The 26,382-nt window shown below is 29.3% G+C and carries 26 protein-coding genes; 12 read left to right on the top strand and 14 right to left on the bottom strand.

Going from position 1 to position 26,382, the window contains the following annotated elements; translation table 11 throughout:
- Positions 1 to 7 precede the first annotated feature (7 nt).
- The 10 genes from ACTT90_RS02065 (at position 8) to atpC (ending at position 13,109) form a co-directional block, all read left to right on the top strand.
- Positions 8 to 2,899, top strand: a complete 2,892-nt coding sequence (locus ACTT90_RS02065; RefSeq protein ID WP_440937206.1) for a 2-oxoglutarate dehydrogenase E1 component — start codon at positions 8 to 10, stop codon at positions 2,897 to 2,899.
- Positions 2,900 to 2,905: 6 nt separating this feature from the next.
- Positions 2,906 to 4,192, top strand: coding sequence for a 2-oxoglutarate dehydrogenase complex dihydrolipoyllysine-residue succinyltransferase (gene odhB / locus ACTT90_RS02060; protein WP_440937205.1), 1,287 nt, complete (start codon positions 2,906 to 2,908; stop codon positions 4,190 to 4,192).
- On the top strand, positions 4,193 to 5,593 hold the full coding sequence (gene lpdA / locus ACTT90_RS02055) for a dihydrolipoyl dehydrogenase (protein ID WP_440937204.1): 1,401 nt from the start codon (positions 4,193 to 4,195) through the stop codon (positions 5,591 to 5,593). It begins immediately after the preceding gene.
- Between the two features lie 63 nt (positions 5,594 to 5,656).
- On the top strand, positions 5,657 to 6,241 hold the full coding sequence (locus ACTT90_RS02050; RefSeq protein WP_440937203.1) for a dimethylsulfonioproprionate lyase family protein: 585 nt from the start codon (positions 5,657 to 5,659) through the stop codon (positions 6,239 to 6,241).
- 16 nt (positions 6,242 to 6,257) lie between these two features.
- Positions 6,258 to 8,213, top strand: a complete 1,956-nt coding sequence (gene priA, locus ACTT90_RS02045; RefSeq protein WP_440937202.1) for a replication restart helicase PriA — start codon at positions 6,258 to 6,260, stop codon at positions 8,211 to 8,213.
- A 110-nt stretch (positions 8,214 to 8,323) separates the two neighbouring features.
- Positions 8,324 to 8,881: an ATP synthase F1 subunit delta gene (gene atpH, locus ACTT90_RS02040; RefSeq protein ID WP_440937201.1), complete on the top strand. Its 558-nt coding sequence runs from the start codon at positions 8,324 to 8,326 to the stop codon at positions 8,879 to 8,881.
- On the top strand, positions 8,882 to 10,414 hold the full coding sequence (gene atpA, locus ACTT90_RS02035; RefSeq protein ID WP_014952631.1) for a F0F1 ATP synthase subunit alpha: 1,533 nt from the start codon (positions 8,882 to 8,884) through the stop codon (positions 10,412 to 10,414). It abuts the gene before it with no gap.
- 6 nt (positions 10,415 to 10,420) lie between these two features.
- A complete protein-coding gene (locus ACTT90_RS02030) occupies positions 10,421 to 11,296 on the top strand; it encodes a F0F1 ATP synthase subunit gamma (protein ID WP_440937200.1) in 876 nt (291 codons plus the stop codon).
- A gap of 2 nt (positions 11,297 to 11,298) precedes the next feature.
- On the top strand, positions 11,299 to 12,717 hold the full coding sequence (gene atpD / locus ACTT90_RS02025) for a F0F1 ATP synthase subunit beta (RefSeq protein ID WP_014952633.1): 1,419 nt from the start codon (positions 11,299 to 11,301) through the stop codon (positions 12,715 to 12,717).
- Positions 12,717 to 13,109, top strand: a complete 393-nt coding sequence (gene atpC, locus ACTT90_RS02020) for an ATP synthase F1 subunit epsilon (protein ID WP_440937199.1) — start codon at positions 12,717 to 12,719, stop codon at positions 13,107 to 13,109. Before atpD ends, atpC begins: the two co-directional genes overlap by 1 nt.
- On the opposite strand, the gene ACTT90_RS02015 is transcribed toward atpC, so the two are convergent.
- The 12 genes from ACTT90_RS02015 to metX all read right to left on the bottom strand — a co-directional run bounded on the left by ACTT90_RS02015 (position 13,102) and on the right by metX (position 22,105).
- On the bottom strand, positions 13,102 to 13,578 hold the full coding sequence (locus ACTT90_RS02015; protein WP_440937198.1) for an RNA pyrophosphohydrolase: 477 nt from the start codon (positions 13,576 to 13,578) through the stop codon (positions 13,102 to 13,104). The two genes, atpC and ACTT90_RS02015, sit on opposite strands and share 8 nt — an antisense overlap.
- Positions 13,578 to 14,714, bottom strand: a complete 1,137-nt coding sequence (locus ACTT90_RS02010; protein WP_440937197.1) for a S41 family peptidase — start codon at positions 14,712 to 14,714, stop codon at positions 13,578 to 13,580. Before ACTT90_RS02010 ends, ACTT90_RS02015 begins: the two co-directional genes overlap by 1 nt.
- Positions 14,711 to 15,061, bottom strand: coding sequence for a ribosome silencing factor (gene rsfS / locus ACTT90_RS02005; protein ID WP_014952637.1), 351 nt, complete (start codon positions 15,059 to 15,061; stop codon positions 14,711 to 14,713). The genes ACTT90_RS02010 and rsfS overlap by 4 nt, the downstream gene beginning before the upstream one ends.
- 17 nt (positions 15,062 to 15,078) lie before the next feature.
- Entirely contained in the window at positions 15,079 to 15,621 is a 543-nt protein-coding gene (nadD, locus tag ACTT90_RS02000) for a nicotinate (nicotinamide) nucleotide adenylyltransferase (protein WP_440937196.1), read from the bottom strand.
- The gene (locus ACTT90_RS01995) at positions 15,587 to 16,837 is read right to left on the bottom strand and encodes a glutamate-5-semialdehyde dehydrogenase (protein ID WP_440937195.1); all 1,251 of its coding nucleotides are present in this window, start codon (positions 16,835 to 16,837) and stop codon (positions 15,587 to 15,589) included. The genes nadD and ACTT90_RS01995 overlap by 35 nt, the downstream gene beginning before the upstream one ends.
- Positions 16,834 to 17,943 (bottom strand): glutamate 5-kinase, encoded by a 1,110-nt coding sequence (gene proB, locus ACTT90_RS01990; RefSeq protein ID WP_440937194.1) that lies wholly within the window; start codon positions 17,941 to 17,943, stop codon positions 16,834 to 16,836. The genes ACTT90_RS01995 and proB overlap by 4 nt, the downstream gene beginning before the upstream one ends.
- The gene (gene cgtA / locus ACTT90_RS01985) at positions 17,933 to 18,916 is read right to left on the bottom strand and encodes an Obg family GTPase CgtA (RefSeq protein ID WP_440930353.1); all 984 of its coding nucleotides are present in this window, start codon (positions 18,914 to 18,916) and stop codon (positions 17,933 to 17,935) included. Before cgtA ends, proB begins: the two co-directional genes overlap by 11 nt.
- Before the next feature lie 28 nt (positions 18,917 to 18,944).
- Positions 18,945 to 19,199, bottom strand: a complete 255-nt coding sequence (rpmA, locus tag ACTT90_RS01980; protein ID WP_440931496.1) for a 50S ribosomal protein L27 — start codon at positions 19,197 to 19,199, stop codon at positions 18,945 to 18,947.
- Positions 19,200 to 19,209: 10 nt separating this feature from the next.
- Positions 19,210 to 19,605, bottom strand: a complete 396-nt coding sequence (gene rplU / locus ACTT90_RS01975; protein WP_440937193.1) for a 50S ribosomal protein L21 — start codon at positions 19,603 to 19,605, stop codon at positions 19,210 to 19,212.
- 61 nt (positions 19,606 to 19,666) lie between these two features.
- Positions 19,667 to 20,386, bottom strand: a complete 720-nt coding sequence (gene gloB / locus ACTT90_RS01970) for a hydroxyacylglutathione hydrolase (RefSeq protein ID WP_440937192.1) — start codon at positions 20,384 to 20,386, stop codon at positions 19,667 to 19,669.
- A gap of 1 nt (position 20,387) precedes the next feature.
- Positions 20,388 to 20,984, bottom strand: coding sequence for a methionine biosynthesis protein MetW (gene metW, locus ACTT90_RS01965; RefSeq protein ID WP_440937191.1), 597 nt, complete (start codon positions 20,982 to 20,984; stop codon positions 20,388 to 20,390).
- Positions 20,981 to 22,105, bottom strand: a complete 1,125-nt coding sequence (metX, locus tag ACTT90_RS01960) for a homoserine O-acetyltransferase MetX (protein WP_440937190.1) — start codon at positions 22,103 to 22,105, stop codon at positions 20,981 to 20,983. The genes metW and metX overlap by 4 nt, the downstream gene beginning before the upstream one ends.
- 180 nt (positions 22,106 to 22,285) lie before the next feature.
- On the opposite strand from metX, the gene hisC reads away from it, so the two are divergent.
- Positions 22,286 to 23,368 (top strand): histidinol-phosphate transaminase, encoded by a 1,083-nt coding sequence (gene hisC / locus ACTT90_RS01955; RefSeq protein WP_440937189.1) that lies wholly within the window; start codon positions 22,286 to 22,288, stop codon positions 23,366 to 23,368.
- Complete coding sequence (locus ACTT90_RS01950) at positions 23,368 to 24,264, top strand: prephenate dehydrogenase (RefSeq protein WP_440937188.1); 897 nt, start codon at positions 23,368 to 23,370, stop codon at positions 24,262 to 24,264. The genes hisC and ACTT90_RS01950 overlap by 1 nt, the downstream gene beginning before the upstream one ends.
- Here ACTT90_RS01950 and ACTT90_RS01945 read toward each other — a convergent pair.
- Together ACTT90_RS01945 and ACTT90_RS01940 are read right to left on the bottom strand one after the other, a co-directional pair.
- The gene (locus ACTT90_RS01945; RefSeq protein ID WP_440937187.1) at positions 24,261 to 25,016 is read right to left on the bottom strand and encodes a C40 family peptidase; all 756 of its coding nucleotides are present in this window, start codon (positions 25,014 to 25,016) and stop codon (positions 24,261 to 24,263) included. The genes ACTT90_RS01950 and ACTT90_RS01945 overlap by 4 nt on opposite strands.
- Positions 25,006 to 26,382 carry an AmpG family muropeptide MFS transporter gene (locus tag ACTT90_RS01940; RefSeq protein WP_440937186.1) on the bottom strand — a complete coding sequence of 459 codons (1,377 nt, stop codon included), beginning with the start codon at positions 26,380 to 26,382 and terminating at the stop codon, positions 25,006 to 25,008. The genes ACTT90_RS01945 and ACTT90_RS01940 overlap by 11 nt, the downstream gene beginning before the upstream one ends.

The following is a 26,382-nucleotide window of genomic DNA, read 5'->3' as shown; positions in this document are numbered from 1 at the left end:
TTAAAAAATGTCACTTACAAAAAATCTTGAATTTGAAAAAACATCCTTTTTAACAAAAACTAATAGTGCTTTCATTGAGCAGATGTATTTAAGATACATAAATAATGACCCTGAGCTACCTGATAGTTGGAAAAACTATTTTGATGATTTAGGTGAAGAACTCAATATTGTTGCAAATGAACTTAAAGGACCCACTTGGTCACCTATTCGAAAAGAAATTCAAATTGATTTTCAAGATACCCAAATAAAAGAAAATGAACAAACTGAGGAAAAAACTTCCAAATCAGAAAATCAAACACAAAGTAATATTGATTCAATTAAAGCTGTTGAATTGATTAGAGCTTATAGATTAAGAGGTCATTTATTAGCAAAACTTGATCCCTTAGGATTAAAGCAAACAGAATATTTGGAAGAATTACATCCAGAATTTTATGGATTTAAAAAGAGTGATTATAAAAGAAACATCTTTTTAAATGGTGTTACAAATAAAAAAAATTCAAATATTTCTGAAATACTTCAATTTGTTAATAAAACTTATTGTGGACCAATAGGGTATGAGTACATGCATATTTCTAATCCAGAGGAACGTATCTGGTTAAGAAAAAGAATTGAGGGTGAAAAAAACCCAATAAGCTTTACAAAAAATGGTAAAGAGGCAATTCTAAATAAATTAATCCAAGCCGAAGGGTTTGAAAAATTTTTAGCAAAAAAATATGTTGGCACAAAAAGATTTGGTTTAGATGGAGCAGAAAGTTTAATTCCAGCTCTAGAACAAATAATTAAAATTGGTGGTCAATCGGGAGTAAAAGAAGTTAAAATTGGAATGCCTCATAGAGGTAGACTTAATGTTTTGGCAAATGTGCTTCAAAAATCTTATAAAAGAATTTTTAATGAATTTGCCGGTGATATTTTATCATCTAAAGAGTCAGCAGGTGATGTTAAATATCATTTAGGTGCATCATCTGATAGAGAGTTTGATGGTAATTCAGTTCACGTAAGTTTAACTGATAATCCTTCACACTTAGAGGCAGTAAATCCAGTTGTTTTAGGACAAACTAGAGCAAAACAATTTTTTCATGGTGATAAAAAAAGAAATAAAGTAATTCCAATATTACTTCATGGGGATGCAGCTTTTGCTGGTCAGGGAATTGTGGCAGAGTGTTTTGCGATGTCAGGACTTCCAGGTCATAACACTGGGGGCACAATACACATTATAGTAAATAATCAAATTGGATTTACTACAAGCCCAAGGTTTGCACGTTCATCACCGTATTCATCTGATGTGGCCAAAATGGTAGAGGCACCAATACTGCATGTTAATGGAGATAATCCTGAAGCAGTAGTTTATGCAACAAGAATTGCAACAGAGTTTAGATTAAAATTTAATAGAGATGTTGTTATTGATCTTTGGTGTTACAGAAGATTTGGTCATAATGAAGGAGATGAACCATCTTTTACACAGCCTTTAATGTATAAAAAAATTAGATCTCATCCATCAAGTGTAAAAGTTTATGGAGATCAGTTAATTAGTGAAGGAATGTATTCAGAACAAGAATTAAAAGAAAAAATTGATACATTTAAAAATTTATTAGACGATCAGTTTAAAAGTGCAAAAGACTATAATCCAAAAATAACTTGGTTTGAAGGTACCTGGTCTAGATACAAACCTGCGCCAGGAAAAGACAAACGCGGAATAAGTGGCGTACATATCGAACAATTAAAAGCCATCTCAGATAGAATTAATGTTATACCAAGTGAAGTAAATCCTCATAAAACTATTTCAAAAATTTTTGAACTAAGAAAAAAATCAATTGATGATGGAACAGGTATTGATTGGGCAACCGCAGAGTCCCTTGCATTTGGCTCTCTACTGCAAGAAGGTTTTCCAGTCAGATTAGTTGGTCAAGATTCTGGAAGAGGAACATTTAGTCAAAGACATTCTGTACTTAGAAATCAAGTTGATAATTCAAGATATATACCCCTAAATAATATTTCAAAAGATCAGAAACAATATGAAGTTGTAGATAGTTTTTTATCTGAATTGGCAGTTTTGGGATTTGAATATGGATACTCATTAGTAGAACCAAATACATTAACTTTATGGGAGGCTCAATTTGGAGATTTTGCAAATGGAGCCCAGGTAATTGTTGATCAATTTATTGCGTCAGGAGAGAGAAAATGGTCTCGAGCATCAGGTATTGTAATGCTATTGCCCCACGGTTATGAAGGTCAAGGACCCGAACATTCTTCTGCAAGATTAGAAAGGTACCTACAACTTTGTTCAAATGATAATATGCAAGTTTTAAATTGCACAACACCAGCAAATTATTTTCATGCATTAAGAAGACAAATAAATAGAGATTTCAGAAAACCACTTATAATAATGACACCAAAATCTTTATTAAGAAATAAATATTGTGTATCGAATTTAGTAGACTTTACTAGAAAAAACTCTTTTCACAGAGTTTTATGGGATCATGCAATAGACCCTGAAACTACTGGATTCATAAAACTAAAAGAAGCTTCAAAAATGCGTAAAGTTATAATGTGTTCAGGAAAAGTTTATTTTGATCTTTTAGAGGCAAGAGAAAAATTAAAAGTAGACGATGTTGTAATTTATAGGATTGAACAATTATATCCTTTCCCAGCAAAAACATTAGTAAATGAATTAAAGCCATATGCAAATTCTGCTAAATTTTACTGGTGTCAAGAGGAACCAAAAAATATGGGCGCATGGTTTTCAGTTAGAGATTATATTCAATGGACATTAGACAACATTAAGGCTAATAATAACCAAATTTCTTATATTGGAAGAAGCCCAGATGCATCTCCTGCAACTGGATATGCTAAAAGGCATATTGCACAACAACAAGAAATTATTAAAAAAGTATTTGAATAAAATTAAATGAGTGAAAAAATTGTTGTTCCTGTTTTAGGTGAAAGTATTACTGAAGCCACCGTTGCTAAATGGTTAAAAAAAGAGGGCGATCATGTTGAAGCAGATGAGCCTATCGTAGAATTAGAAACAGATAAAGTAAATTTAGAAGTGCCTTCACCAATAGATGGTGTTTTAAGTGAAATAGTTTCAAAAGATGGATCAACAGTTGAGGTTGGGGCTCTATTAGGGTCTATTAGTCAAAATGGATCTGCTCCATCTCCAAAACAACCCCAAGTGAAAAAAGAACCAGAAATTAAAAAAGAAAATAATGTTGTAAATTTAGAAACACCAAAGAAAAAAGAAGTTAAGGTAGAAAAACAAAAAGAAGAAGATGCTCCTTTAAGATTAACAAAAGAAGTTAAAGAACCAAAATCTCCAAAAAATTTAAATAATTCTAACCAGGTTTTATCTCCAGCAGTGAGAAAAATGGTAGAAGAAAAAAATATTGATCTAAGTAGAGTTAGAGGTTCTGGAAAAGATGGAAGAGTTTTAAAAGGAGACCTTATTAGTTTGATGGGTGCAAACCCACCACCTTCTGAAAGAAAAGCTCAATTTGGTGAAGAAGAAAGAATCAAAATGAGCAGACTAAGATTAACTATAGCGAAGAGATTAAAGCAGGCTCAAGAAAATGCAGCATTGTTAACTACATTCAATGAAGTTGATATGACAGGCATAATGGAAATGAGAAAAGAGAATCAAGAAGATTTTCAAAGCAGATATGGAATTAAATTAGGATTTATGTCATTTTTTGTAAAAGCTTGTGTTGCAGCTTTAAAAACATTCCCAGCAGTAAATGCAGAAATTGATGGAGAGGAAATCATTTACAAGAACTACTACAATATTAGTTTTGCTGTTGGAACAGACAAAGGACTTGTAGTGCCAGTTTTAAGAAATGCAGACGAACTATCTTTCGCGGACATCGAAAAAAATATTAAAGTAATTTCTGAAAAAGCTAGAGATGGAAAATTAACGATTGAGGATTTACAAGGCGGTACATTTACAATCAGTAATGGAGGTGTATATGGATCAATGCTATCAACACCAATATTAAATTTGCCTCAATCTGGAGTTCTAGGAATGCACAATATTGTAGAAAGACCTGTTGTTGTAGATGGAGAAATTAAAATAAGACCAATTATGTATTTAGCGTTATCTTATGATCACAGAATTATTGATGGAAAAGAATCAGTCTCTTTTTTAAAAATGGTAAAAGAAAACTTAGAAGATCCAAGAAGGTTATTTTTAGATATTTAAATGGCAGAAAAATTTCAAGCAGTTGTTATAGGTGGTGGTCCTGGTGGATATGTTTGCGCAATTAGATTGGCTCAATTAGGTTTAAAAACTGCATGTATAGAATCTAGAGGATCTTTAGGCGGAACATGTCTTAACGTTGGATGCATTCCTTCAAAAAGTTTATTAAATTTATCTGAAGAATTTCATAAAGTTAAATCTTTATCAAACAAAGGTATAGAAGTTGGTGAAGTTAAATTGAATTTAGAGAAAATGATGAAGAGTAAGGATAAAGCAGTAACTGTTCTTACAAAAGGAGTAGAGTTCTTATTGAAGAAAAATAAAGTTTCTTACTTTAAAGGTCATGGAAGTTTTAAGTCACAAAATGAAATCTTAATTAAAGACGAAAAAGGAGATGAAACTTTAATTGAGGCTGAAAAAACTGTCATAGCTACAGGTTCTGTGCCTGTATCACTTCCAGGAATAGAATTTGATGAAGATATAATCGTTTCATCTACAGGTGCATTAAAATTAAATAAAGTTCCAAAAAAAATGGTTGTAGTTGGTGGCGGATATATTGGTTTAGAGATGGGATCAGTTTGGTCAAGACTTGGGTCAGAAGTTCATGTTGTAGAATTTTTAGATTATATTACGCCTGGAATGGATAATGAGATTTCAAAAGAATTTATGAAAATATTAAAGAAACAAGGAATTACTTTTCATATGCAACATAAAGTGGAAAAAATTAATAAAAATAATAGTAGCGCTGTTGTTTCTACTACAGATAAAGATGGTAGCAAAAAAGATTTTGATTGTGATGTTGTTCTAATTTCTGTGGGTAGAAAAGCAAACACTAATGGATTAAACTTAGATGTTACAGGTGTAGAACTTGATGAAAAAAACAGAGTAAAAACTGATAAAAACTTTAGAACAAATATGAACAATATTTATGCAATAGGTGACGTAATACAAGGACCAATGTTAGCTCACAAAGCTGAAGACGAAGGTATAGCTGTTGCTGAGATTATTGCAGGTCAATCCGGCCATGTTAACTATGAAACAATTCCAGGAGTAGTTTATACGACACCAGAAGTTGCTTCTATTGGAAAAACAGAAGAGCAACTAAAAGAAAATAATATTGGTTATAAAATAGGTAAGTTTTCATTTATGGCGAACTCTAGAGCAAAAGCTATTGACGATGCAGAGGGTTTTGTAAAAATTTTAGCTGATGAAAAATCAGATAGAGTTTTAGGTGCTCATATAATTGGACCTCACGCAGGTGAGCTAATTGCAGAAATAGGTGTAGCAATGGAATTTGGTGCAAGCTCTGAAGACATAGCTAGAACTTGTCATGCACATCCAACTTTTTCAGAAGCCGTGAAAGAAGCCGCGCTGTCTGTAGACAAAAGAGCAATACATTCTTAATTTAAAATATATAAATCATTAACTTTTAATTTAGCTATTATTAGGATATTTTTTTGAATTGTTATGAATAGTGATTTATTCAATAATATATACAATGAATTAGATCTTTTATGGGGAAAAAATTCAATACTATCAAATTTTGTTGAATTACCTCAGGCTTTAAATTTCAATAATGTAAAAAGTAATTACATTAAATCTGCAAAAAAATTTTATAATTGGAAAATAAATACCAAAAAAAATAGCAATATTCATAATTTGATTAGAGAACTTTCTCCAAAAATTAATTGGAAGCAAAATTACAGTGAAAAAGATGTAGGAAAAAAATTTTTGGAAAACTTTTGTTATTTTGAGTTTATTGGTCCCGAAGGTATTTTTATATCAAATGAAATAAGTGTTTATTTTATATTTTTTGATAAAAACACATTTTACACGTGGCATCATCATGAAGCGGAAGAAATATATTTTGTATTAAGTGGTAAGGCGAAATTTGAGAGTTATGGAGATAAATCAGAAATTTTGGGACCAAATCAAGCTAGATTTCACAAAAGTTTTCAACCTCACTCATTAACAACGCAAGAAGATAAATGTTTATCAATTGTGGTATGGAGGGATAAACTTGATTCAGAGGTTTCAGTAGTAAAAATATAGACTTATTATCATAAGAATGAAATTTCCAATTCTTTTACCTAATATTTTCAATCATCCATTTACTTATGAAAGTGATATTAAATTAGATATTGGAGATTATGTAGAGGTTCCATTTGGTAAGTCAAAAATGACAGGTATTGTTTGGAATGAATTTGAAAAAAAGAGTAACAAAAATTTTAAAGTAAAAAAGATTATTAAAAAATTAAATTTACCTAAATTAAATAAAAATTTTATTCAGTTTTTGAATAGTTTTTCTGACTATAATTTAATTCCAAAAGGGATGTCATTAAAATTACTATTATTGAGTAGCAACGCTATAGAAAAAGTAGATCTAAAAAAACTTGAAGAATTTGAAAAGTTACAAAATCCATTAAATTTTGAATTAAATGATGAACAACATGAATCACTCAAAGAAATAAATAAATTAAATGATAGATTTAGAGTTCATGTGTTACAGGGAACAACAGGATCTGGAAAAACTATTGTTTATTTTTATGCATTAAAAGAAATTTTATCTAATAATAATCAAGGTTTAATATTGTTACCAGAAATTGGATTAACTAATCAGTTTGAAAAAAAGTTTTATGAATTTTTTGGTTTTAAACCAGCTATTTGGCATTCAGGAATTTCAAAGAAAAAAAAGGAAACTATCTGGAATGGTATTGCAACAGGAAAGATTAAAGTTGTTATTGGTGCGAGGTCATCAATGTTTTTGCCGTTTAAAAATTTAAAGATGATTATTATTGATGAGGAACATGATCAATCATTTAAACAAGATGAAGGTGTTATTTATCATGCAAGAGATATGGCAATTTTAAGAGCTTCTTATGAAAATATTCCTGTTAACTTAGTTACAGCAGTTCCCTCAGTCGAAACTTTTGAAAATATAAAAAAACAAAAATATTCAGTTTCAAAATTAAAAAAAAGATACAAAGATGCTTCTTTACCAAAATATGAAATAATTAATTTAAATAATACAAAATTAGAAAAACAATCATGGTTATCAAATGAAATTATAAATAGAGTAAATGAACATTTAGATAAGAAAGATCAAATTTTATTCTTCTTAAATCGTAGAGGATTTTCACCAAATGTAATATGTAAAAAATGTTTTAAAAAATTTGAATGCCCTTTTTGTTCGATTAATTTAGTTTACCATAAATCATCAAATAATCTTTTATGTCATTACTGTGGCCACAAAACTTCTTTAAATAGAGATTGTAATGAAGATGGAAAATGTGATTATTATTTTAGTGGACCTGGGGTTGAAAGAATCTACGAAGAAGTTAAGAAAAAGTTTCCAAAAAGATCTATTGAGATTTTCTCAAGCGATACAATGAATAAAAAAAGTTCTAAAGAAAAATTAGAAAAAATTATCAACAATAAAATTGAAATTTTAATTGGAACACAACTTATTTCGAAAGGTTTTCATTTTCCAAGTCTCAATTGCATAGTTGTAGTTGATATTGATTTTTCAACACAAGGACATGATTTGAGAGGTGCTGAAAAAAATTTACAATTATATCATCAACTTTCAGGGAGAGCTGGTCGAACTGGTAATCCTGCAACTGTATATTTTCAAACTTATAATAAAAATATTAAGATGGTTTCAGATTTAACAAATGAAAATCCAGAAATTTTTTTAGATAAAGAAATTCAAATTAGAAAAACAAACAACCTACCTCCATTTCAAAGATTTATTTCTTTAATTTTATCTGGAAACGATCAGACAAAATTAGAAAAAGAATCTTTTAAACTAAAAGAGTCTCTTCAAAATAAAATTTCAGGAAAAATATTAGGACCCGTGAATGCTCCTATCTATAAAATCCAAGGGAAATTTAGGATAAGATATTTAATTAGAGGCTCTAAAACTATAAAATTACAAAATTCATTATCAGAAATAATCTCAAAATATAAGTTTCCAGTTGGAATAAAACTTTCAGTTGATGTTGATCCAATAACCTTCAATTAATGGCTTAAAAAAAGACTTTTTGACATAATGTGCGACTTGAAGATACGCCGACCATATGTTAATTAAACCGTGTTTTTTAAATAAAATTACTTCATTAATAGGTAAACAAATTGAGTTCGAATAGCGATTTTTCAAATACTTCTTCAAAAAGATATGCTCTAGCTTTGTTTGAGTTATCAGATGAGTCAAAAAAATTAGATGTAATTGAAGAACAAATTAATGCAATTTTAAAATTAATTACCGCAAGTAAAGATTTTAATAATTTAATTAAAGATCCAACTACTAACCAAGATGACCTAGTAAAAGTTATCACAAAAATTTCTGATAATTTTAAATTAGATGATTTGATTAAAAACTTTCTGGTATTTTTAGTGAATAAAAGAAGATTTTTTTATGTTGAGCAAATAATGAAAGGTTTTGTTGAAATTTGTTCAGAAAAAAGAGGCGAACTTAAAGCTGAATTAAAATCTGCAAAAGAACTTTCAGGTGATGAATTAAACAAAATTACTGATGAGCTAACAAAAAATTTTAGTTCAAAAATAAAATTAAACTATAAACATGACAAAAGTTTAATTGGAGGTTTAATTGTACAAGTGGGCAGTACAATGGTTGATACTTCCATCAAAAATAAACTACAACAAATCGAAAATAGAATGATAGAGGCATAAATGGAAATAAATCCTTCAGAAGTGACAAAGATATTAAAAGAGCAAATTAAAGATTTCGGAGATAAAGCCGAAGTATCAGAAGTAGGACAAGTTTTATCAGTTGGAGATGGTATTGCTAGAATATATGGACTAGATAATGTTCAGGCCGGAGAAATGGTCGAATTTTCTGATGGTTCAAAAGGAATGGCCCTAAACTTAGAAAGTGAAAATGTTGGTGTTGTAATTTTCGGTGATGACAGAAACGTTAAAGAAGGAGACGTTGTTAAAAGAACTGGAAATATTGTTGATACGCCAGTAGGAAAAGAATTATTAGGAAGAGTTGTTGATGGTTTAGGAAATCCAATAGATGGCAAAGGTGCATTTGATAAGAACGTTAAGAAAACTAGAGTTGAAGTAAAAGCACCTGGTATTATTCCAAGAAAATCTGTGAGTGAACCAATGCAAACAGGTTTAAAGTCAATTGACAGTTTGGTGCCAATCGGAAGAGGACAAAGGGAATTAATTATTGGTGACAGACAAACAGGTAAAACTGCAGTTGCAATTGATGCAATTATTAACCAAAAGAAAATTAACGAGTCTGGTGACGAAAAACAAAAATTATATTGTATTTACGTTGCGGTAGGACAGAAGAGATCAACTGTTAGACAGATACAAAAAACTCTAGAAGAAGCTGGGGCAATGGAATACACAACGATTGTTGCTGCCACTGCATCTGACTCAGCTCCATTGCAATTTTTAGCTCCTTATACTGGTTGTGCAATGGGAGAGTTCTTTAGAGATAATGGTATGCATGCTTTAATCATTTATGATGATTTGTCTAAACAAGCAGTTGCTTATAGACAAATGTCACTTCTTTTAAGAAGACCTCCAGGAAGGGAAGCTTATCCAGGTGACGTTTTTTATTTGCATAGTAGATTATTAGAACGTGCTGCAAAACTAAGTGATGAACATGGTGGTGGTTCTTTAACAGCATTACCAATCATTGAAACTCAGGGTGGTGACGTTTCTGCGTTTATTCCAACTAATGTAATCTCAATTACAGATGGTCAGATTTTTTTGGAAACAGAATTATTTAACCAAGGAATTAGACCTGCAATTAACGTTGGATTATCCGTATCAAGGGTTGGATCATCTGCTCAAACAAAGGCCATGAAAAAGGTTTCAGGATCTATGAAACTTGAATTAGCTCAGTATAGAGAGATGGCAGCTTTTGCTCAATTCGGATCTGATCTAGATGCATCTACTCAGCAACTTCTAAATAGAGGATCAAAATTAACAGAGTTACTTAAGCAAAAACAATATTCACCTATGACTGTGGCAGAACAGGTAATTTCAGTATTCTGTGGAGTAAAGGGATATTTAGATGATATTGAACTTAAAGATATCGCAAACTTTGAAACAAAAATTATTGAGAAGTGTAAATCAGATAAACCAGAGATAATTGAGTCTATTCAAAGCTCGGGTAAACTTGAAGAGGATACTGAAAAACTTCTTGTGGATCTAGTTAAACAATTAAAAGAAAGCTTAAAATAATCAAAAATGGCAAGTTTAGACGATCTGAAGAAAAGAATAGCTAGTGTAAAATCTACGCAAAAGATAACAAAAGCTATGAAAATGGTTGCAGCTGCAAAGTTAAGAAGAGCTCAAGATAGTGCAGAGAGGGGACGACCATATTCGGAAAAAATGAATAACGTCATTTTAAACTTATCTAATGGTATATCTGATAAAGAGAATGCTCCAAAATTATTATCTGGAACAGGGAGTGATAAAATACATTTATGTGTTGTAATGACTTCTGACAGAGGTTTGTGTGGTGGTTTTAATACAAACATAATTAAAAAGGCTAAAGCATATTTCTCAAAAATAAGTGAAGAGGGTAAGGAGTTAAAAATTATTACTGTGGGTTCAAAAGGCAATGATCAATTAAAGAGAACTTTTGGAGACAAGATAATTGAGAACATTTCTTTTAAAAATTCAAAAAATGTAAATTATTTTGATGCAGATAAAGTTGGTAAAATGATAATAGAGAAATTTGAAAAAGAAGAATTTGATGTTTGCACAATATTCTATAATCAATTTAAAAATGTAATTACTCAGATACCTCAAGCCCAACAAATCATACCTCTGGAAGCTGACAAAAAAGATGATGAGTTAGATGGTAGTAGTTATGAGTTTGAACCAGATGAAGATGAAATTTTAAGCAATTTATTGCCAAAAAATATTTCAACACAAATATTTAAGGCAATGTTAGAGAATTCAGCTAGCGAACAAGGGTCAAGAATGAGTGCAATGGATAATGCAACCCGAAACGCAGGTGAAATGGTTGATAAGCTAACTATTGAGTACAATAGAAGCCGTCAAGCAGCAATTACAAAAGAACTAATAGAAATCATATCAGGAGCAGAGAGTTTATAATTATGAGCAAAGGAATAATTACACAGGTTATTGGAGCCGTAGTAGACGTTAAATTTGAAGGAGAGTTACCAGAAATTTTAACTGCATTAGAATGTAAAAATGGAGATAACAGACTTGTTTTAGAAGTAGCACAGCACTTAGGTGAAACTACTGTAAGAACAATTGCAATGGACGCAACTGAAGGTCTTAAAAGAGGTGATGAAGTAGTAAACACAAATGCTCCAATTCAAGTTCCTGTAGGTCCTGAAACTTTAGGAAGAATTATAAATGTAGTCGGTGAACCTATTGATGAAAGAGGAGAAGTTAAAACTAAAGAGACTTGGCCAATTCACAGAGCTGCTCCAGAATTTAATGACCAATCGACTGAAACTGAGATTCTAGTTACTGGAATTAAAGTAATCGATCTTTTAGCGCCTTATGCAAAGGGTGGTAAAATTGGATTATTTGGTGGTGCAGGTGTAGGTAAGACAGTACTTATTATGGAATTAATCAACAACGTTGCAAAAGCGCATGGTGGTTTTTCAGTTTTTGCTGGCGTTGGAGAAAGAACTAGAGAAGGGAATGATCTTTATCATGAAATGATAGAGTCTGGAGTAATTAAAAAAGATGGAGCTGGCTCAAAAGCTGCATTAGTTTATGGACAAATGAACGAACCTCCAGGAGCAAGAGCGAGAGTTGCTTTAACAGGATTAACTGTTGCTGAATATTTTAGAGATCAAGAAGGTCAAGATGTATTATTTTTCGTTGATAATATTTTCAGATTTACTCAAGCAGGATCAGAGGTATCAGCTCTTTTAGGAAGAATTCCTTCAGCAGTAGGATATCAGCCTACATTAGCTACTGATATGGGTAACTTACAAGAAAGAATTACAACAACTAACAAGGGTTCAATTACTTCTGTACAAGCTATTTATGTGCCTGCGGATGACTTGACTGACCCAGCTCCTGCTACATCATTTGCTCACCTTGATGCTACTACAGTATTATCAAGGCAAATAGCAGAGATTGGTATTTATCCAGCAGTAGATCCACTAGATTCTACTTCAAGAATATTGGACCCAAGAATTGTTGGAGACGAACATTACAGAGTTGCTAGAGAAGTTCAAAAAGTACTTCAAACATACAAGTCTTTACAAGATATTATTGCCATTCTTGGAATGGATGAATTATCTGAAGAAGATAAATTAATTGTTGCACGAGCAAGAAAAATACAGAGATTTTTATCTCAGCCATTCTTTGTAGCAGAAGTATTCACAGGATCACCTGGTAAATTGGTAGATCTAGAATCTACAATTAAAGGTTTTGCAGCTATTTGCAGAGGTGAATATGATCATTTACCAGAAGCCGCTTTTTACATGGTAGGAACAATTGAAGAAGCCATAGAAAAAGCAGAGAAGATGGAAAAAGAAGCTGCAGCTTAATGAGTGAAGAGTTTAAAATAGAAATAGTAAATCCAGAGCAATCTTTTCTTTCAAAAGAGGATGTTACTGAGGTGATAGTTCCAGCCTATGAAGGTGAAATGGGTATTTTGAAAGATCATATTTCTATTATCTCATTTTTAAAACCAGGGATCATAAAAGTTAACTCTAAATCTGGTGAAGAAAGTTTTTATGTTGAGGATGGAATTGTTGAATTTAAAGATAACAATCTTTCAATTCTAACAAGTTCCATCTTTAATATGAAAGATATGAATGGTGAAAAGAAAGCAGAGATGTTAAAATCTGCAGAGGAAGCGTCAAATAACGCAGAAATAACTGATCAAGCTAAATTTATTATTGATCAAAAAATTGAAGTTTTAAAAACTATCAATTAATAATTTTTTCAACTTTTCTTTGAACTTCCTGATATAAATCTAGCTTAAAATTAACAACTAATTTTGTAATTTCACTAAGCTCAACCCACTTCCACTCCAAAAATTCTGGATGTTTTGTATTTATGTTGATTTCACTATCTTCTCCAATAAATCTCATTACAAACCATTTCTGCGTTTGCCCTTTATACTTACCTTTCCATATTATTCCTAAAAGATTATCTGGTAGATTATAAGTAATAAATCCATCTAACTCTTTGATTAGCTCAACAGATTTTATACTTGTTTCCTCATCTAATTCTCTAAACGCAGCAGTTAAGAAATCTTCATTTTTATCTACACCACCTTGAGGCATTTGCCAAAAATTTTTAGGATTGTCTATTCTTCTAGCTACAAAAACTTTATTATTTTTGTTCAAAACAACAATACCAACACCACTTCTATAAGGTAGATCTTGAAATTCTTTCTTCATTAACCGTTAAGAAGTTTTAATGCGTAATTTAGTTGATTGTCAGTTTCAGTTTTTATTTTAAACTCATTTCCTTCTTCATTAATTTCAATATCAGGTGTTACACCAACTTCAGAAATCGAAGTACCAGAAGGAAGATAATATTTTGCGATTGTTAATCTTATTGCACCTTCATTTCTCAAAGGAATAATGGATTGTACCGATCCTTTTCCATAACTATTTTCACCTAAAATAATTGCTCTTTTATGATCTTTTAAAGCTCCAGCAACAATTTCTGAGGCTGAAGCTGAACCATAGTTAATTAATACTATTAGCGGTTTACCCGCAGTTAAATCACCATCTCTTGCAAACCATTTTCTATTTTCAGATGCTTTTCTGCTTTTTGTAGAAACAATTTCACCATTATCTAAAAAATAATCTGTGATCTTAATTGCTTGTGAAAGAAGTCCACCAGGATTATTTCGTAGATCTAATATAAATCCTTTAAGCTTTTTTTCATTGTTAAGATCATTAATTCTTTTTTTTATTTGTTGAGCGCTATTCTCGTTGAACGAAGTTAATCTCAAATATCCAATATTTTTATCAAGCAAATCTGATTTTACAGATTGAATTTCAATTATTTCTCTAGTTAAAGTGAATGTTAATGCTTTCTTAACTCCTCGTCTTCTAATTGTTAATTCAATATCAGAACCAACTGGTCCTCGCATAATTTCTACAGCTTCAGTAAGAGTTTTTCCTTGAACTTGTGTATCATTAATTTTTACAATGTAGTCTCCTGCTTTTAATCCTGCTCTTGATGCAGGCGTATCATCTAATGGTGTGATTACTTTTACAACACCAGCCTCCATACTAACTTCTATTCCTAATCCACCAAATTCACCACTAGTCTCAGTTTGCATTTCTTCAAAATTTTCTGGTGACAAATATGCAGAATATGGGTCTAAAGATTGAAGAAGCCCATTAATTGCAGAATCCATACTTTCAGATTGATTGATATCCTCAACATATTCTTCATTAATTTTTTCGAGCACTTCTCCAAAAAGATCAATTTTTTTATAAATATCGCTTTCACTTGAAATTGCTAAAGTTGAATTTAAAAATAAAAATAAAGCTAGGGTAAATAAATAAACTTTTTTCATATCATTACTTTTTCTTTTGGAATGAGTTCAGACCACATTTTTTCTAACTCATAAAATTTACGTTTTTCAGGATGAAAAATATGAACAATTAAATCAATACCATCTACCAATTTCCATTCAGAACTTTCTTTACCTTCTATACGAGAGTCTATTAGCCCATTTGATTTAAATTTTTCTAAAACTTGCTCGGATAGAGCTTGAATATGCCTTGAGGAAGTTCCACTCGCAATTATCATATAATCAGCCATTGAACTTTTGTCTTTTAGATCAATACTAATTATGTCCTGAGCTTTGTTTTGATCAAGCGTGTCAATAACGACTTGTTTGAGAGAATCAATTTTATCCATTAATTAAATTTAGATTATCAAATTTTTCTTAATTGAGAAGATGAAATGTTAACCTTCTTAAATTCAATGAATTCTAAATTATTAGGATTTTTATTTATGTAAGTCTTTGATTTTAATGATTTTCTTTTATAACCCTGTCTATCAAAGACCAATATATTACATTTTTTTGAAATTTCTTTAGATTTGTGCCATTTGTGGAAATTGATTAAATTATCCGCACCCATAATAAAATATATCTCTGAATTCGAACTTTTTTTTAAAAAATTTATTAAATCAATAGTTTTATTTGACTTAATTACTTTTTCTAAAAATTTTATTTGAATATATTTTTTTTTGATCGTTAATTTTTTACAATCTTTTATTCTTTTGGATAAAGAATTTTCACTTTTATTTTTAAAAGGATTTTTTTCAGTAATAGCCCAGATAATTTTTCTTAAATTATATCTTTTTTTTGCTTCAACAGAAATGGCCAAATGACCTTTATGTGGAGGGTCAAATGATCCACCAAGAACTCCAATTTTATTCTTAATTTCTGATTGCACCATTACTTTTAATTTCATATTTATAAGATACTAATTGATTTAGTCCTACAGGTCCTCTTGGGGGTAATTTATTAGTTGAAATACCAACCTCACCACCAAAGCCAAACTCCCCACCATCAGCAAATTGAGTGGATGTGTTGTGCATCGCTATTGAACTTTTTACTTTTGTTAAAAATTTTTTAGCTTTTTTATTATTTTTTGTAATGATGGAGTCTGTATGCATAGTACCAAATTTATTTATATGAATAATTGCTTCATCAATATTCTTAACAGTCTTGATCGAAACAGTTGGAGATAAATACTCAGTAATCCAATCTTTGTTCTTAGCTAATTTTACTTTACCTTTAAATTTTTTCTTGAATTTTGTATCTCCTATCAATTTACATTTATTATCGTATAATTTTTTGAAGATAAAATTGATATTGTTTTCAGAAATTTTTTCATGAATTAAAAAAGTTTCTGTAGCTCCACATATAGCGGTATTTCTCATTTTTGAATTAAAAATAATATTTGAAGCCATTTTCATATTTACTTCATTATCAATGTAAGTATGGCAGATTCCTTCTAGATGACCTATTACAGGTATTTTTGATAATTTCTGAACTTTTTGAACTAATGTTTTTCCACCACGCGGAACAATAACATCAATATAATTTTGCATCTTTGATAACATTAAATCGACAAAGCCTCTATTTTTTGAATTTATAAATTGAACATAATTTTTATTAATATTATTTTTTTCGAGAGATTTTCTAAAAAGATCTGAAAGTATTTTATTAGTATTTATGGCTTCAGAACCTCCTCTTAAAATTACAGCATTACCAGACTTGAAACATAATGATGAGACATCACAAGTCACATTAGGTCTACTTTCATAGATCACACCCATTATACCTAAAGGGATTGATACTCTTGAAATTTTAAGTCCATTTGGTCTTTTCCAAGTTTCCAATACTTTATTACATGGATCTTTTAACTTAATTATTTTTTTAATAGAGAATAATATTTGATCTATTTTTTTTTCATCAAGCTTTAATCTTTCAATTAAATTATTTTTAATCCCTTTTTTAATTGCAAAATTGATATCTTTTTTATTAGAAATTATGATCTTAGTTTTATTTTTCTTTATTAATAAAAAATAGTCGTTTAGAACTTTATTTTTTACTTTTTCACTTAAATTTTCTTGTAAAGCAATTTTGGAATTGTAACCAATTTTCAAAAGTTCTTTTTTCATATTATTTCAACCATATCATCTTTATGAATTACCTCAGATTTAGATACATAACCTAAAATTTTTTCTATTTCGTTTGAATGTTTGCCGAGAATTTTCTTTATTTCGTCTGATGAAAAAGATGCCAAGCCTCTTGCAATCTCTCTTTCTCTTTTATTAAGCACTTTGATATGGTCTCCTTTATTAAATTTTCCAACCACTTTTTTTATTCCTGCAGCTAATAAGCTTTTGCCATTACCAAGAGCTTTGTTCGCTCCTTCATCAATTATAACAGAACCTTTAGGTGAAATTGAACTTAAGATCCATTTTTTTCTAGCATCTAATTTTGATAATTTAGAAACAAATAAAGTGTAATTATCTCCATTCAAGATATTTTGTATTGGATTATTTTTGAGACCATTAGCAATAATCATATTACTTCCTGAAAGTTGACAAATTTTTGCAGCTTCAATTTTTGTTTTCATACCACCACTTCCGTACTCATTTATCCCTTTAATATTCACTCCCGTAAGATCTTGTTCTATATCTTTAATTTCTTTAATTAGTTTTGCTTTATTATTTTTCTTTGGGTTATCCGTGTAAAGACCATCGACATCTGAAAAAAGAACTAAATTGTCTGCATTTATTATTTGAGCTACTCTTGATGCTAAACGATCATTGTCTCCATATTTTATTTCACTTGTAGCAATAGTATCATTTTCATTTACAACAGGAATATAGTTTAGATTAAATAGATTTTCAAAAGTACGCCTTGCATTAATAGATCTTCGTCTTTGCTCAGTGTCTTCCAAAGTTAATAAAATTTGTGAAATATTTATCTTAAACTTAGAAAAAATTTCAGAAAATAAATTCATTAATTCGATTTGACCTATTGATGCCATTGCTTGACTTTTATCAAGCTTTAAATTTTTTTTTAAAATATTCATTTTTTTACAACCCATTGCAATCGCTCCTGAACTAACAATTACAATTTTTTGATTTAATTTTCTTAAATTTTTTACATCTTCAGCAAAACTAGTAAGCCACTTTTTTCTCACTCTTTTTTTATGATCAATTAATAATGACGAACCTATTTTAATTACTGTAATTTTTGAATTTTTAAGCGACATAATTAATTAATTTAGATTTAAGTTGTGCAATTGAATTTTTATCAAGTGTAGACAAAGTTATAATCTCACAATTTATATTTTTTGAAAATTCTAATATAATTTCATCTATTATATCTTTATCAACCAAGTCTGTTTTATTAAGTACGACAATTTCTTTTTTCTTCATCATCTCAGAGCTATAATTGGCAAGCTCTTTTTTAACCTGATCATATGACTCTTTTATATCAAGATTTGTGATGTCAATTAAATGTAGTAATGACTTACATCTTTCAATATGTTTTAAAAATTGTATCCCAAGACCTACTCCTTCGTGAGCTCCTTCAACTAAACCTGGGATATCTGCTAATACGACTTCTTTATCATCATATTGAGCTACACCCAAATTAGGATTTAATGTTGTAAATTTATAATTAGCAATCTTTGGATTTGCATTTGTAATAGCTGCTAACAAACTTGATTTTCCAGCGTTAGGTAATCCAATAATCCCTATGTCTGCTATTGTTTTTAATTGTAACCAAATTGTAAATTCTTCACCTTTAGTTCCTTTTGTAAATTTTTTAGGTGCTCGATTTGTAGAACTTTTAAATCTTGTATTACCTAATCCTCCCTTGCCACCAGCAGCAGCAACAAATTTTTCACCTTCTTTTTTGAAATCGTAAATCAGTGTCTTATTATCTTCTTCAAAAACTTGAGTACCTATAGGAACTTTTAAAATTAAATCATCACCACCTTTACCAGTTCTATTTTGACCTGAACCATTGTCACCCCTTTGGGCCTTGTGATGTTGTTGATACCTGTAATCAATTAAAGTATTTAAATTTCTTTCAGATATCAAAACTACAGAACCTCCGTTACCACCATCTCCACCATCTGGTCCACCAAATTCAATAAATTTTTCTCTACGAAAACTAGGTGATCCATCACCACCATTTCCAGCTTTAATATATATCTTTACTTGATCTAAGAATTTCATAATACAACCAAATTATATTGTTGTACTATTAATTGGGCTTTACTGAAACAAATGTTCTATCTGATTTTGTTTTTTTAAAAACAACTTTACCTTTTACTACAGAAAAAATTGAGTGATCTTTTCCCATACCAACATTTTCACCTGGAAAAATTTTAGTTCCTCTTTGTCTAACTATAATGTTTCCTGGGATTACAGACTCACCACCGTACTTTTTAACACCAAGTCTACGACCGGCACTATCACGTCCATTTCTAGATGATCCACCTGCTTTTTTTGTTGCCATAATTTACCTTTTATTTTGAAGCCTCTTTACTTTCAGTTTTTTTTGTTACTTTCACTGCTTTTTCAGCTTCTGATAATACTGATCCATCTTTAGAATAAATTTTATTTATTCTAATTTTTGAAAACTCTTGTCTATGACCATTCTTTCTTCTTGAGTTATGTCTTCTTCTCTTCTTAAAAATTAATACAGTTCTATTTTTACTATTTTCAATTAACTCTGCTTCTACTTTCGCACCTGAAATTATTGGAGCACCGATTTCTATAGTTTTGTCATCTCCGTAAGCAAGAATTTCATTAAATTCTACCTTTGAGCTTGGCTTAGAGTCTTGAAGTTTTTCAATTTTTAGGATTTCTCCAGCTTTTACTTTGTATTGTTTTCCACCTGTTTTAATTACTGCGTATGACATAATATGAAATTTTAAGTAATCGCAATATAGTCTGAGAAGACCTTTAGTCAAGCTGAATAAGTTAAAAATTATCCTTTAAATCTCTCAATTTTGAGAACATTTTTACATCTTTTGCCTTTAAGAATATATTACATGTAATTTCTTCTTTCAAAGAACTTGGAATCGTAGGTTCTCCTTTTTTTACCAATGTATTAATTTTGCTAATTTTTTTGATTAATTCACTATTGCTAGGATCGTTTTGCAAACAAAATTCAGCGTTTTTCAAAGTATATTCATGCCCACAATATATTAATGTTTCTTCAGGAAAACTTTTAATTATCTTTAAAGAATTAAACATTTGTTCAGACGTACCCTCGAAAATTCGACCACAGCCTAATGAAAAAAGAGTATCACCAGTAAAAAGAAAATTATCTTTATAAAAATGAAAACAAATATGACCAGAAGTATGACCAGGGATATGAAAAACTTTAGCTGTAAAATTATCTGAAGACCAGATTTCTTGGTCTTCTAGTGTTATATCAATGAAAGGTATTCTTTCTTTGTCATTATTAAAACCAATTACTTTGGCATCAAATTCTTTTTTTATTAATTCATTGCCTCCAACATGATCATAATGATGGTGAGTATTTAATATATATTTTAATTGAATATTTTTTTTCTTTATAAAATCAATAATCGGATTTGCTTCACTAGGATCTACAACACAAGCATAATCATTAGCTTCATCATGAATGATATAGCTATAATTATCTTTTAGGCATGGAATAATATGAACTTTCATTTTATTTTTCCAAAACAAATATACCAAGATTTGATGTTAGGTTTTTAATATTTAAGTTTGAAACTTTTATGTTTGAAAATTTATTTTCATTTAAAGCTAAAGATTTATTTAATTTAAATTTATTTTTTTTACAAAATTCGACAAAATCTTTTATTGTACACATATGTAAATTTGGAGTGTTATACCATTCATCAGGAAGAGTTTTTGTAACAGGCATTGTTCCTTTCAAAAGTAAATGTAATCTAATTTTCCAAAAACCAAAATTAGGAATTGTAACTATTGCTTGTTTTCCAACTCTTAAAAGTTCATTAATCACAAGTTGAGGATTTAGAAAAGCCTGCAAAGTTTGACTTAGTATAACGTAATCAAAAGATTTATTAGGAAATTGAATTAAATCTTTCTCGGCATCACCCTCAATAGTTATAAGACCTTTTGAAATACATTTTCTTACATTAGCTTTTGAGATTTCAAGCCCTCGTATATCAACATTTTTATTTTCTTTTAAATATTGCATAAGGCCACCATCTCCACAGCCAACATCCAAAACTCGACTTTGTTTATTAATTAATTGAGTTATGATCTGAAATTCATATTTCATTTTAATAACTCCTCGTAAGATTTATCAACAAAGTTTTTAAGTACATTTAAAAAATCTGGTACATCCAATAAAAAAGAATCGTGTCCTTTATCTGACTCAATTTCAGCAAATCCAACATCTGCTCCAATAGAATTTAGTGCAATTACAATATCTTTATTTTCTTGTGTTGGGTACAACCAATCTGATGTGAAAGAAATGATAAAAAACTTTGTTTTAGTTTTTTCAAAAGCTTTTGATAAATTACCACCAAATTTTCTGGGCAAGTCAAAATAATCCATCGCCCTTGTAATGTATAAATAGCTATTAGCGTCAAACCTATCAACAAATACACTCCCTTGATGTCTTAAATAACTTTCAATTTGAAAGTCAGCATCAAACCCAAATTTTAAATCGTCTCTTTCTTGAAGTTTTCTTCCAAATTTATTCTCCAAACCTTTTTTTGATAGATAAGTAATATGTGCTGCCATTCTAGCAACAGATAAGCCTTTACCTGGATTTAAGTTTTGATTTTGATAATTTCCCTCTTTCCAATCAGAGTCTGCCATAATTGATTGTCTCCCAAGTTCGTTAAAAGCAATATTTTGAGCAGAATGACTAGATGTGCTTGCAATTGGTATTGCTGTTTTGGCTTTATCTGGAAAATTACTTACAAATTGGAGAACCTGCATTCCACCCATAGATCCACCAATCACAGAAAATAATTGATTAATCTTAAAATGATCAAGCAAGTTTACTTGTGCATTTACCATATCATTAATTGTAATTACTGGGAATTTAATTCCAAAAACTTTGTTAGTTTCAGGATCAATGTGACTAGGTCCAAATGAACCCATACATCCACCTATTACATTTGCACAAATGATAAAATATTTATCAGTGTTAATTGCTTTTCCTGATCCAACAGCATAAGTCCACCATCCATCTTTGTCTGTTACAGGATTTTTACCAGAAACATATTGATCACCAGTCAAAGCATGAAATATTAAAATTGCATTATCTTTTCTTTCATTAAGTTTTCCATAAGTTTCATAAGCTATTGGAAAGTCATTAATTACTCTTCCACAATCTAAAGTTAATGATTTTTTGACAATCAGCGTTTTTATATCTTTTTTATTAATCATAAATTAATGCCGATTACGAATTGTGAGAAAAAAACTTTTTTAGCGGTTTTTTTAAAGCGCTCGCAATTCAGGTAAATCAGCGCAAAGATTTTGTACTAGAAGATAATTATTATGTCAATTTTTAAAAAAACAGCTTATGTAGGTATGATTTTTAAATAAATATACATATAATTATAAATAATGAGTGTTCCCAAATTTAAAAAATTGAATCTGGATGTATATAAACCTGGAAAATCCAAAATTAGAAATCTTAAAGATATCATTAAACTTTCAGCAAACGAGTCAGCTCTAGGAGTAAGTCCAAAAGCACAAAATGTAATTAAATCAAAAGATTCAAAATTATATCGATATCCAGATCCACAATCAAAAGCTCTAAGAAAAACTATTTCAAAAATATTTGCATGTGATGAAAATAAAGTAATTTGTGGTGCAGGTTCAGATGAGATAATTCAAATGCTTTGCCAGTTATTTTTAAATCCTAATGATGAAGTAATAGTACCAAGATATAGTTTTCTTATGTATAGAATTTACGTAAATATTGTTGGCGCTAAAGTAATTTTTTCTGAAGAAGTTAATTACAAAATTTCAGTAAAAGAAATATTAAGAAAAGTAACAAAAAAAACAAAAATAGTTTTCATTGCTAATCCGAATAACCCGACAGGTACATATCTAGATTATAAAGAATTAAAATTATTAAGAGATCAATTAAGAAAAAATATTCTTCTTGTTGTTGATGATGCTTATTATGAGTATATGAAAAACAAAGACTATAAGTCTGGCTTGGATTTGTTTAAATCAAAGGAAAATGTTTTTATTTTAAGAACATTTTCTAAAATTTATGGGTTAGCATCATTAAGAGTGGGGTGGGGATATGGTTCCAAAAAAATTATAAAGGAATTAAATAAAATTAAACCACCGTTTAATGTTAATTTGATGGCCCAACTTGCTGCGGAAGCAGCTTTAAAAGATAAAAATTTTATTAATAAATCAATAAAGCATAATATTTCTGAAGCAAAAAAAATAAAAAATTTTTTATCAAAGTTTAATATTTATACAAATGAGGTGACTGCCAATTTCTTACTTCTAGATTTTGATAATTGTTTTATTACAGCTGAAAGATTTTATAGAAAACTACAGTCAAAAGGAATAATTTTGAGAAATACTTTTACTGGGTATAAAATAAAAAACAGATTGAGATTAACAATTGGTTCTGTAAAAGAAAATTCTAAATTTATGAGAGCGACAGAAAGTATTTTTAATTAATGCAAAATATTCTTGTAATAGGCTGTGGACTTTTAGGATCATCTTTAGTTAGAAAAATTCATAAAAAGAAAATTGCTAAAAATATATATGTATTTGAAAAGTCAAAAAAATATCTATCACAAATTAAAAAATTAAAATTACCCTGTAAAATTATTAGAAAGTTTGATCAAACAGTTTCTAAATGTGATTTGATCATTTTATGTACACCAATGAGTGAGTATAAAAATATTATTCACAGACTGAATAGAAATTTGAGTTTAGAGAATCTAGTTACAGATGTTGGATCTTCAAAAATTGAAAGTCAAAAAATTATTAAAAAATTTTTGACAAAAAAAACAAACTGGGTATCAGGACATCCAATTGCAGGATCTGAAGTAAGTGGACCTAGCAATGGTTTAGATTCCATGTTTAATAATAAGTGGTGTGTTTTAATTAAAGAGAAAGATACAAAAATAAAACAATTAAATAAGTTAAAAAGGTTTTGGACAAAAATTGGATCAAAAGTAGTTATAATGAATTCAGAAAAACATGATAAAATCTTTTCTATTACAAGTCATCTTCCTCACCTGGTTGCTTATAATCTTGTAAAATCAGCTCAAGATTTTGAAAAAAAACAAAAATTTGATTTAATTAAATATAGCGCAGGAGGTTTAAGAGATTTTTCTAGAATTGCTGCTTCGAATGAAATTATGTGGAGAGATATCTTCTTTAATAATAGAAATAATATTTCTCGTGCAATTGATTTATTTATTAAGAATTTGCTTGATTTTAAGTCTGATATTATGAAAAAAAAAGAAAAGCGACTTATTAATAAATTAATTAACTCAAAAAAAGTTAGATCAAAAATTATTCAATTAAAACAAGATACAAGTAAACCAGATTTTGGAAGAAATTAAAATTGTTTAATATTACAAATTTTTTTGACTTTTAATTTTGCCGTTTTTTCAATTAAATCAATTGTTTCTTTAATAGGCATTGTAAGAACTTTTTTTCTTGGACCATATGCATGAATTAATTCTTTACTATTAATGCAAATAGCAACATGTCCTTTCCAGAAGATAATATCTCCTTTTTCAAATTTTTTTCTAATTTTAGCTTTAGAATATTTAATTTGATCTTTTGTATCCCTTGGAAAAAACTTATTATTATGAAAGAAAAACATTTGAATTAATGCCGAACAGTCAATACCGATTGCAGTTTTTCCACCCCATAAATATTTAGTATTAAAGAATAGTTTAAATATTTTAATATAATTTTTATCAATCTTTTGATCCTTAATTATTGAAATTTTATTTATCCATTTATTTTTCTCAAATTCATAAAAGTTATTTTTTTTATTTAAAATTCTTATTTTTGAACCAAAGTAAAGATATTGATTAGATCGTTCAAATTTATTTTTTTTAAGAAAAAAAATTCTAGTTTTTAAATTTTTAATTTTATATTCAGCTTCAAAAGCATTTTCAAATTTTCTACTTTTTATATATCCAATATAGTTGTCAAAATTTAATTTAATTTTTATCCATTCTCTATTTTTTTTTAATATAGTAAATTTTTCACCATAAATAATTTGAGATGTTACTTCAGATTTACTCGAAGGTTTTAAATGTAAATTAGATAGGGACCTATTAAAATAGAGCTTATTTTTCACTTAAGTTAAGTTTATTTCTTATGTACAATAGAATAATTAATGAAGGTATAACCATTAATGCAGTGATTATAAAGAATACACCCCAATCTCCTTGAAGCCAATCTACCAAAGCACCTGAAGATGAAGCAAGAGTAGTTCTACCCGCAGTTCCAATAGATGCTAATAAAGCGTATTGAGTGGCTGTATATGTTCTATCCACTAATAAAGAAATAAAAGCAACAAAAGCTACAGTCGCAAATGCAGCTGCTATATCATCAAAAATAACTGCTATTGCAAAAATTAGTTCTGATTTTCCACTCCAAGCCAGAACAGTAAATAACAAGTTTGTACTAGCCATTAATATTCCAGCAAAAAACATTGCTTTTAAAACTCCTGATCTAATCACAAATAAACCACCTAACAATGTAAAGATTACAGTTGTTATCCAACCTAGAGTTTTAGAATAAATAGCTATATCTGACTTACTAAAACCTATTTCTTTATAAAATACTATAGACATTCTTCCTAAAAAAGCTTCACCAACTTTAAATAAAAAAACAAAACCAAGAATACCAATTGCTATATTAAATCCATTTTTTTGGAAGAAACTTATAATTGGGCCACCAATGGTTCCACCAATCCATGTTAAAAAACTGTTAATTATATTTTTATTCCCAAGTTTCTTTGAAATAAATTCGTCATTAGTTTTTTGATTAATCTCTCTCACATTACTTTTTTCTTCATGAACAAACATTAATCCAATGTTCATTAAAATAATTAATATACCCAAAATAAGAAATGTTAATTGCCAGTAATTTTCAAAACCTAAATTTTGAAGAAGCTCAGCTGAAAATAAAGAAATTACGCCTCCAAGTTTATATCCACTCCACCAACCAACAACTGCCATTGCAGCTCCAGCAGCCATGGATTTACCTTCATTTTCTCCAATTTGTTCAATTCTTAAAGCATCAACAGTTATATCTTGAGTTGCAGATGCTATTGCAATTAATAACCCAACTGAAATTACTATTGCTAAGTTTTCTGTAGGATTTAACAAACTCCAAAGTATTAATGAAATTAAAATTAAAATTTGCATCAATACTATCCATCCTCTTCTATGACCGATTCTATTTGTTAAAAAAGGAATTTTAATTCTGTCTACTAAAGGTGCCCATAAGTAATTAAATGCATAAACACCAAAAATAAGTCCTGCCCATCCTATTGTAGATCTGCTAAGTCCATCTTCCTTTAACCACAAGCTTAAGCTACTTCCAATCAATACCCATGGAAAACCTGAAATAGCACCAAGTAATAAAATTTTTAACATTCTTATATCAAAATAAATTGAGAATGTTTCTGATAAAGATTGTTTCTTTAATTTAATCAT

Origin of the sequence: Candidatus Pelagibacter sp. (genome assembly GCF_052049935.1) — a bacterium.
Taxonomy (GTDB): domain Bacteria; phylum Pseudomonadota; class Alphaproteobacteria; order Pelagibacterales; family Pelagibacteraceae; genus Pelagibacter.
This window is presented reverse-complemented; position numbering and strand designations above follow the sequence as displayed.